This is a genomic window from Amycolatopsis thermalba, assembly GCF_003385215.1.
GTDB lineage: Bacteria > Actinomycetota > Actinomycetes > Mycobacteriales > Pseudonocardiaceae > Amycolatopsis_E > Amycolatopsis_E thermalba.
In genome coordinates, this window is the sequence record NZ_PQHW01000174.1 from 1 (window position 1) to 8,291 (window position 8,291).

The 8,291-nt window shown below is 73.1% G+C and carries 9 protein-coding genes; 4 read left to right on the plus strand and 5 right to left on the minus strand.

Going from position 1 to position 8,291, the window contains the following annotated elements; all coding sequences use genetic code 11:
- From D0D15_RS34780 to D0D15_RS34790, 3 genes are all read left to right on the plus strand, one after another.
- On the plus strand, window positions 1–867 hold an 867-nt coding region (locus tag D0D15_RS34780), incomplete at its 5' end, for a TAXI family TRAP transporter solute-binding subunit (protein ID WP_115945068.1).
- Between the two features lie 18 nt (window positions 868–885).
- Complete coding sequence (locus D0D15_RS34785) at window positions 886–1,302, plus strand: acyl-CoA thioesterase (protein WP_094002883.1); 417 nt, start codon at window positions 886–888, stop codon at window positions 1,300–1,302.
- Entirely contained in the window at window positions 1,299–1,952 is a 654-nt protein-coding gene (locus tag D0D15_RS34790; protein WP_094002882.1) for a class I SAM-dependent DNA methyltransferase, read from the plus strand. The genes D0D15_RS34785 and D0D15_RS34790 overlap by 4 nt, the downstream gene beginning before the upstream one ends.
- Here D0D15_RS34790 and D0D15_RS34795 read toward each other — a convergent pair.
- The gene (locus D0D15_RS34795) at window positions 1,940–3,535 is read right to left on the minus strand and encodes an alkaline phosphatase D family protein (RefSeq protein ID WP_094002881.1); all 1,596 of its coding nucleotides are present in this window, start codon (window positions 3,533–3,535) and stop codon (window positions 1,940–1,942) included. The genes D0D15_RS34790 and D0D15_RS34795 overlap by 13 nt on opposite strands.
- Before the next feature lie 109 nt (window positions 3,536–3,644).
- On the opposite strand from D0D15_RS34795, the gene D0D15_RS34800 reads away from it, so the two are divergent.
- Complete coding sequence (locus D0D15_RS34800) at window positions 3,645–4,109, plus strand: tRNA (cytidine(34)-2'-O)-methyltransferase (protein WP_094002880.1); 465 nt, start codon at window positions 3,645–3,647, stop codon at window positions 4,107–4,109.
- On the opposite strand, the gene D0D15_RS34805 is transcribed toward D0D15_RS34800, so the two are convergent.
- The 4 genes from D0D15_RS34805 to D0D15_RS34820 form a co-directional block, all read right to left on the minus strand.
- Window positions 4,106–4,507 (minus strand): DUF2267 domain-containing protein, encoded by a 402-nt coding sequence (locus tag D0D15_RS34805; RefSeq protein WP_115945066.1) that lies wholly within the window; start codon window positions 4,505–4,507, stop codon window positions 4,106–4,108. The genes D0D15_RS34800 and D0D15_RS34805 overlap by 4 nt on opposite strands.
- A 182-nt stretch (window positions 4,508–4,689) precedes the next feature.
- The gene (locus tag D0D15_RS34810) at window positions 4,690–5,670 is read right to left on the minus strand and encodes a VWA domain-containing protein (protein WP_094002878.1); all 981 of its coding nucleotides are present in this window, start codon (window positions 5,668–5,670) and stop codon (window positions 4,690–4,692) included.
- Entirely contained in the window at window positions 5,667–6,620 is a 954-nt protein-coding gene (locus D0D15_RS34815; RefSeq protein WP_115945067.1) for a DUF58 domain-containing protein, read from the minus strand. The genes D0D15_RS34810 and D0D15_RS34815 overlap by 4 nt, the downstream gene beginning before the upstream one ends.
- Entirely contained in the window at window positions 6,620–7,690 is a 1,071-nt protein-coding gene (locus D0D15_RS34820; RefSeq protein ID WP_094002876.1) for an AAA family ATPase, read from the minus strand. The genes D0D15_RS34815 and D0D15_RS34820 overlap by 1 nt, the downstream gene beginning before the upstream one ends.
- Window positions 7,691–8,291: the final 601 nt, after the last annotated feature.

The window sequence follows — 8,291 nt, forward strand, 5'->3', positions numbered from 1 at the left end:
CGTCGGGCGGGTGGACCGGTGGGGCGCCTCCGGATCGCCACGGGGGAGGAAGCCGGCTTCTACCTCGCGTTCGGGCAGCTCCTCGCCGCCGAGGTGAACGCCGCTTACCCCCGCCTGCACACCGTCGCGCTGCCGACCGAAGCCAGCGTCGCCAACCTGGAGATGCTCGACGCCGGCACGGCCGAACTCGCCCTCAGCCTCGGCGACATCGCGGGCGCCGCCACCACCGGGAATCCCCCGTTCGGCCGCCGCATCGAGCTGCGCGCGCTGGGCCGGGTCTACGAGAACTACCTGCAGCTCGCCGTCCGCGCCGACTCCCCCATCACCTCCGTGGCCGGCCTCGCCGGGCGCACCGTCTCCCTCAGCGCGCCCCGCTCCGGCGCCGCCGTGCTGGGTGACCGGCTCTTCGCCGCGGCCGGCGTCCCCATCGTCGCCCGGCACCTGCCGATGCTCGACGCCGGCGACGCACTCAAGACCGGCCGGATCGACGCGATGCTCGTCTCCGGCGGGGTCCCGCTGCCGGTGCTGTCCACACTGGACAGCGAGATCGGCATTCGCCTGCTGCCGCTGGCGCCCTACCTGCCGGCGTTGCGCGGCCCGGGCCAGGAAGCGGTGCGCGTGCCCGCCGGGGCCTACCGCTCCCCCGAGGTCGACACCATCGGCGTGGCGAGCCTGCTCGTGTGCCGCCCGGACCTGCCCGCCGACATCGCCGCCGCGATCACCCGCGTCCTGGTCCAGCGGGCGAGCCGCCTGGTGCCCGCGCAGGCCGTGGCGACCCAGTTCCTCGATGTACGTTCGCTGATCGGAACCGGTACCGTTCCCCTGCACCCCGGAGCCGTGGCGACCTACCGCGCGCTGCACGGCTGAGCGAGGAAGGAGCACCCGGTGACCCAGTCCCGCCCGCCGGTGGTGGCGATGCCGCTGCGCGTCCGCTTCCACGAGTGCGATCCGCAGGGCATCGTCTTCAACGCGCACTACCTGGCCTGGTTCGACATGGCCTCGTTCGAGTTCTTCAAGGCGCTCTTCGGCTCCTACGACGCGCTGCGCGAACGCCACGTCGACTGCGTGGTGGCCGAGTCGAACCTGCGCTACCGCGCGCCGAGCCGGTTCGACGAGGAGCTGGTCGTCGAGGTCGTGATCGACCACCTCGGCACGACCTCGATGATCCTGGCGTTCACCGTCCGCCGCGGCGACGACCTCGTCGCCACCGGCACCAACCGCTACGTGTTCGTCGACTCGCGCACCATGACCAAGGCCGCGCCTCCGGAGGACGTGCGCGCCAAGCTGCAGGCGCACACGTGACCGAACCCGGCTACCTCGGCGACACCCGCGCCGCCTACGACGTCATCGCCGGCGAGTTCGCCGAGTGGATCCGCGACGAACTGGCCACCAAGCCGCTCGACCGGGCGGTGCTCGCCGCGTTCGCCGAGCTGGCCGCCGGGCCGGTGGCCGACGTCGGCTGCGGGTCCGGCCGCATCACCGCCCACCTGCGGAGCCTCGGGGTGGACGCCTTCGGCATCGACCTGTCCCCGGAGATGATCGCCGTGGCGCGGCGCACCCACCCGGGCGTCCGGTTCGAGGTCGGCTCGATGACCGCGCTCGACCTGCCCGCGGGCAGCCTCGGCGGGCTGGTCGCCTGGTACTCGGTCATCCACGTCCCGCCCGCGGACCTGCCCGCGGTGCTGGCCGGGTTCCGCCGGGTCCTCGCCCCCGGCGGCTGGCTGCAGCTGGCTTTCGACGTCGGCGACGAACCCGTGCACCGCGACGAGGTCGGCGGGCACCGGGTGAGCCTGGACTTCCACCCGCGCCGCGTGGACCGGGTGGCCGCGCTGCTCACCGAAGCCGGGTTCAAGGTGCGCGCCCGGCTCGAGCGCGCACCCGACGACGCGGGGCCGTTCCCGGAAACGGCCCCTCAGGCGTTCGTCCTGGCCCGGCGGCCTCAGGCTTCCTGAACGCCGGGCCGGCGGTCCTCCACCACGAAGCTGGCGCGCGTGCTGATCGGCGCGCCCGGCTTCGTCACGTACGGCACCACCCGGAAGTCGCTGCGCCAGCGCTGCCGGTTGACGTTGACCCGCACGTAGCCGCGCTGCGCGTTGAAGAACTTCAGGTGCGGGTTGGCCGCCAGGAAGTTCTGCCCCTCGGTCGTCATGTCCGCGCCGTCGGCGCCGCTGGTGATCGAGGTGCCGACGAACTCGCTGCCCACCGTCGGCGAGCCCGGGTCGGCGTAGTCGCGCTTGAGGTCCCACGCGTAGTTCTGGTGCCGGTCACCGGTGATCACCACCAGGTTGCGCACGTCCCGGTCCTGCGCGGCGGCCAGCACCTTGTTGCGCTCGGCGACGTAGCCGTCCCACGGGTCGAGGAACACGTCCACCGGCGCGCCCGGGTCGCGGTCGGTCTGGCCCATCGGCGCCTGGTTGCCCAGCACCTGCCAGCGCGCCCGGGACTCCCGGAAGCCCTTGATCAGCCAGTCCCGCTGCGCCGGCCCGAGCAGGGTGCGCTCCGGGTCGAGCCGGTCGGTGCAGGTGGCCGAGGCGCCGTCGCCGCACGGCTGGTCGTCGCGGTACTGGCGGGTGTCCAGCATGGTGATCTCGGCCAGCTGCCCGTAGGACAGGCGCCGGTGCAGCCGCACGTTCGGGCCGGCGGGCATCTGCGTGTGCCGGTAGGGCAGGTTCTCGTAGTTGGCCTGGAACGCCTGCGCGCGCCGCTGCCGGAACACGGCCGGGTCCTGGTCGGGCTCGGTGTCGGCCTGGGAGATGTCGCCGGCCCAGTTGTTCTCGACCTCGTGGTCGTCGATGGTGTGGATCCACGGGAAGCGCGCGTGCGCGGCCTGCAGCGGCGCCTCCGCCTTGTACAGCGCGTACTGCAGCCGGTAGCGGGCCAGGTCGAAGGTCTCGGTCTTGAACTTGTCCTCGACCGTGACGCCGCGCTTGTTGCTGCCCACCCCGTACTCGTACAGGTAGTCGCCCAGGTGCACGACGAAGTCCAGGTCCTCGGCGGCCATGTGCTCGTAGGCGGTGAAGTAGCCGTCCTGCCAGGCCTGGCACGAGGCGAAGGCGAAGTTCAGCTCACGCGGCGAGGACCACAGCGCCGGGGCGGTGCGGGTGCGGCCGACCATCGAGATCTCGCCGCCGACGCGGAACCGGTAGAAGTACTCGTGGTCGGGCGCCAGGCCGGAGATCTCCGGGTGCACCGAGTGGCCCAGCTCGGGCGTGGCGATGGCGCTGCCGCGCCGCACCACCGCGCGGAACCGTTCGTCGTGGGCGACCTCGTACTCCACGCGCACCGGGGTGGCGGGCATGCCGCCGGCGCCGTCGGCGGCGAAGGGGTCCGGCGCGAGCCGGGTCCACAGCACGACCCCGTCGGGCGCCGGGTCGCCGGAGGCGACGCCGAGGGTGAACGGGTTGGTGCCCTTGACGGGGCTGGCGTAGGCATTCGCCGCCGTCCAGGCGCCGGTGCCGAGCAGCACCGCCGCGGCTCCCGCCCCGCTGAAGCCGAGGAACCGGCGGCGGGACAGGTGATTCGGGCGCACGACCATGTGGGGGTCCTCCTGTGGTGGGATGGGGAGCATCAGGATGCTCATGGCCGAACATGGCTGTCAGCATCCGGACGGGCGAACCACAGGTGAACGGAAACGATCAACTCCGATGTTCCGCATTCTCTTCTACCGGCCGGAGATCCCGCCCAACACGGGCAACGCGATCCGGCTCGCGGCCAACTCGGGCTGCCAGCTGCACCTCGTCGAGCCGCTGGGCTTCCGGTTCGAGGACAAGCACCTGCGCCGCGCCGGGCTGGACTACCACGACCTGGCCGACGTGCACGTGCACCCGGACCTGGACAGCGCGTGGCGGGCGCTGCTGCCGGCGAAGGTGTACTCGTTCAGCGCGAACGCCACCCGCTGGTACACCGACGTGGCGTACCAGCCGGGCGACGTGCTGATGTTCGGGCCCGAATCGTCCGGGTTGCCGCCCGAGGTGCGGGACGCCCCGGAGGTCACCGACCGCGTGCGCGTGCCGATGCGGCCGGGGGTGCGTTCGCTCAACCTCGCCAACACCGCGGCGATCGCGGTGTTCGAGGCGTGGCGGCAGCAGGGTTTCGCCGACGGGGTCTAACGGTGCTCGTCGGCCGGGGCGGTGGAGAGCAGGTCGTCGCGGTAGTCGGCGGGCAGCTGCTGGACGAGGTCGTCGAACTCGCCCTGGCTCACGCCCGCCTTGAGCGCCGCGACGACGGCCCGGGCGTGCTCGCGGGCGCCGTCCTGCGTGCAGCCGCGGCCTTCGGCGTCCATGACGCGCCGGTAGAACTCCTCCACCCCGAACGTGGCCCCCTCGCCGGTCTCGGGCAGCGCCTCCTTGATGCCGGCGGGCAGCTGCCCGGCCACGTCGCCCGGCTCGCCGCCGGCCAGCCGCTGCCCCAGCACGGTCAGCGTGGCGCGGGTGGCGGCCGCGGCGTGCTCGGCGTCGGCCAGCCCCGCGATCCGGCGCACGGCGGCGACGATCTCGTGTTCCTTCATCACACCTCCCGGTGAACTCGTCCTCGGGAGGGCGCATACCCGGCCGTCACGGGCCTGACACGTCACCGGCCTGCGGCGGCGCCACCACCTCCAGTCCCCACGCCGCGGGAACGCGCTGATCGTCAGCCACGCGAACCGCGCGTTCGGTGTGTAGCCCGGTGCGGCGTCCCCGGACCGCGCGGCTACGGCAGGCGCTGCCCCACGAACAGCGACGTGCCCGCCGCGGCGACCAGGGCCAGCGTGCCGAGCAGGACCCACGGGCGGCTGGCGTCGGCCTCCTTCATCTCGTAGCCGATCTGCTCGCCGAGGTCGGCGTAGACCTCTTTGAGCTGCTCGGCCGAGCCGGCCTGGTAGAACTGCCCGTCGGACAGGCGCGCGACCTCCTGCAGCGACCCGTCGTCGACGTCCACCGGCACCTCGCGGCCGTCGATCTCGACCGTGCCGTGGCTGGTGCCGAACGAGATCGTGGAGATCGGCACCTGCTGCTTGCGCGCCTCCTGCGCGGCGGTGAACGCCCCGCGCGGCGCGTACAGGTCGTCCGGCACGGTCTGCTTGCCGTCGCTCATCAGCACGATCCGCGCCGGTGGCGGGCCGTCCGCGCCGCCGACCACCGCCGAGAACCCCTGGATCGATTGCAGCGCCGCGTAGATGCCCTCCCCGGTGGCGGTCGACTGGGCCAGCTTGAGGTTGTCGATCGCGCCGACCACGCTCTGCCGCTGCGTCGTCGGCGCCACCAGGACGGTCGCGGTGCCGGCGAAGGACACCAGTCCCAGGTTGATGCCGGGGGTGAGGCCCTGCGCGAACTGGATCGCCGCCTCCTGGGCGGCCTTGATGCGCGAGGGTCTGACGTCGGTGGCCTCCATCGACAGCGACACGTCCACGACGAGCATCACGGTGGCCCGGTTGCGCGGCACCTTCTGCTCGGCGGTCGGCCCGGCCAGGCCGACGGTGAGCAGCAGCAGCGACACGATGATCAGCGCCGCGGGCACGTGCCGCGGCCAGCCCTGCGAGCGCGGGGCGATGCGGTCGAGCAGTTCCAGGTTGGAGAACCGCATGGTGCGCCGCCGCCGGGCGCGCTGCGCGAGCACGTAGCCGACGGCGACCGCGGCGACCACGAACAGCAGCAGGAACCACCAGGGCGCGCTGAATCCGGAGAGGCTCATGCGGCGCCTCCGCTCCACCGCCGCTTGCGGGCCACCACGAACCGGACGGTGTCGGCGATCCAGTCGGAATCCGTGCGCAGCACCAGGTGCGCCGCGCCGGCCTGCCGCAACGCCCGCGCCACCTGGTCGCGGTGCGCCTGCGCGGCGGCGGCGAACTCGCGGCGCAGCAGGGCCGAGGCCCGCACCTCGCGTTGCTTGCCGGTCTCCGGGTCGGCGAGCACGATCGTGCCCACCTCGGGCAGGTCGACGTCGCGGGGGTCGATCACCTCGATGCCGATCAGGTCGTGCCGCGCGGACAGCGCCCGCAGCGGCCGCTGCCACTCGGTGCCGCCGAGGAAGTCGGACACCACGACGACGAGCCCGCGGCGGCGCGGCGGGCGGCGCAGCTGCTCGATCATGGCGGCGAGGTCGCCGCGGGTGCCTTCGGCCGCGCGCGGCATCTCGGCGATCTTGCGCAGCAGGTTCCGGGCGTGCGCGCGGCCGCCCCGGGCGGGCACCCGCTCGGTCGTGGCGCCGTTGGAGAACACCGCGCCGAGCCGGTTGCCCCCGCCGCCGGTCAGGTGCACGATCGCGGCGACCGCGCCGACCACCAGGTCGCGCTTCTCCGACAGCGCGGTGCCGAAGTCCAGGCTCGCGGACAGGTCGGCGGCGACCCAGGTCTCCAGCTCGCGATCGGCGACCGTCTCGCGGATGTGCGGTTCGGTGGTGCGGGCGGTGACGGCCCAGTCCATGCGGCGCACGTCGTCGCCCGGCTGGTAGGGCCGCGCCTCGCCCGGCTCCGAGCCGGGGCCCGGCACGAGGCCGAGGTGATTGCCCTGCAGCAGGCCGTCGAGCCGCCGGCGCACCTCGAGTTCGAGCATGCGCAGCCCGGCGTCGAGCCGTTCACCGCGGAGCACGGGCGGCGCCCACGCGGGCCGGGCGCCACCGTCGCCGGTGTGTCCCCTGGCCACTACCGCCCCGGGGTCCCGTTCGGCAGCGGCTGGGCCGGTCCGCCTTGCGGCCGGGCGGAGACCTGCGGCAGCGGCACGGTCTGCAGCACGCGGGTGATGATGTGGTCCAGCGGCACGGCGTCGGCGAGCGCGTCGTAGGACAGCACGAGCCGGTGCCGCAGCACGTCGGGCACGACGTCGACGACGTCCTGGGGCAGCACGTAGTCGCGGCCGCGGACGAGCGCGAGCGCGCGGGCCGCGGCGATGATGCCGAGGCTGGCGCGCGGCGAGGCGCCGTAGGACACCCAGCCGGCGACGTCGGTGAGGCCGTGCTCGGCCGGGGTGCGGGTGGCCAGCACCAGGCGCACGACGTAGTCGACGAGCGAGTGGTGCACGAACACCTTCGCGGCGACCTCCTGCAGCCGGACCAGCTCGGCCGGGCTGAGGACCTCGTGCGGTTCCGGGGGCGTGACGCCCATCCGGTAGATGATCTCGCGCTCCTCCTCGGCGGAGGGGTAGTCGACGATGATCTTGAACAGGAACCGGTCGCGCTGCGCTTCGGGCAGCGGGTAGACGCCCTCGTTCTCGATCGGGTTCTGGGTGGCGAGGACGAGGAACGGGTCGGGCATCGGGAAGGTCTTGCCGCCGATGGAGACGTGCCGCTCGGCCATCACCTCGAGCATCGCGGACTGCACCTTGGCGGGCGCGCGGTTGATCTCGTCGGCGAGCACGAAGTTGGCGACCACCGGGCCGAGCTCGACGTCGAACTTCTCGCTGCCCTGCCGGTAGATGCGGGTGCCGAGGATGTCGGCGGGCACCAGGTCGGGCGTGAACTGCACCCGGGAGAACGACCCGCCGACGACCCGGGCGAGGGTTTCCACCGCGAGGGTCTTGGCCACGCCCGGCACGCCCTCCAGGAGCAGGTGCCCCTTGGCCAGCAGGCCCACGAGGAGCCGCTCGACGAGCCTGTCCTGCCCGACGATCACCCGCTTGACCTCGAACACGGTGCGCTCCAGCAGCTGCGCGTCCCGCGCGGGGGTCGCGGACTGCTGTTGCCCGTTCGCGCCCTCCGGGTAGCGGGGCTCGGTCACGGTTCCCTCCTCGCTCACGTTCGGCCTCTCGCGCTGCGACCGTACTAGCCGGCCGGGCACGGGAAGTCGCCACGGTAGCCAAGCAGCTCAGCGGTGTGACGGCTGTGAGCTCGCCCCGGCGCTCGCGCCCGGCCGCGTCATTGCCAGCTGTAGGGATCGTGGACGTTGCCGACGGTGCGGCCGGCGCGTCGGGGTGATCAAGGCGAAGACTCCGTGTGGGGGGCGGCGGTTGCTGGTTGAGCGTGTCGCGGCAGGGCAGCCGGTGGCACAGGTGGCGATGGGCGTGTCACGCGCGAGCGGGCAACAGTGGCTGCGCCGGTTTCCGGAGGAAGGCCGCATCCTGGCGCGTTGTCGAATGCCGGAGTGGGCGTGGCTCACGGCCGCGGCGGCGATCAGCACAAGGCCACCCGCCGCGCACCCCGCCCTCACCCGCGTCAACCTCGCGAAGCACCACGGCTAAGGGCTGTCTCGTAGCTGGTGTTGTGGTTGGTGGGGCTAGTGGTTGGGTCAGGCTGTGAGGATGATGTTGTGGAGGTTCGCGATTCCGGAGACGGTGTCGGCGAGCGTGCTTGCGGCGCGGCGGTAGTCTCGCAGGATTTTG

Excerpts from the sequence above, each read along its gene's own strand:
- D0D15_RS34805 (WP_115945066.1), bottom strand. The coding sequence starts at position 4,507 with ATGAAGGAACACGAGATCGTCGCCGCCGTGCGCCGGATCGCGGGGCTG.
- D0D15_RS34810 (WP_094002878.1), bottom strand. The coding sequence starts at position 5,670 with ATGAGCCTCTCCGGATTCAGCGCGCCCTGGTGGTTCCTGCTGCTGTTC.
- D0D15_RS34795 (WP_094002881.1), bottom strand. The coding sequence starts at position 3,535 with ATGGTCGTGCGCCCGAATCACCTGTCCCGCCGCCGGTTCCTCGGCTTC.
- D0D15_RS34800 (WP_094002880.1), top strand. The coding sequence starts at position 3,645 with ATGTTCCGCATTCTCTTCTACCGGCCGGAGATCCCGCCCAACACGGGC.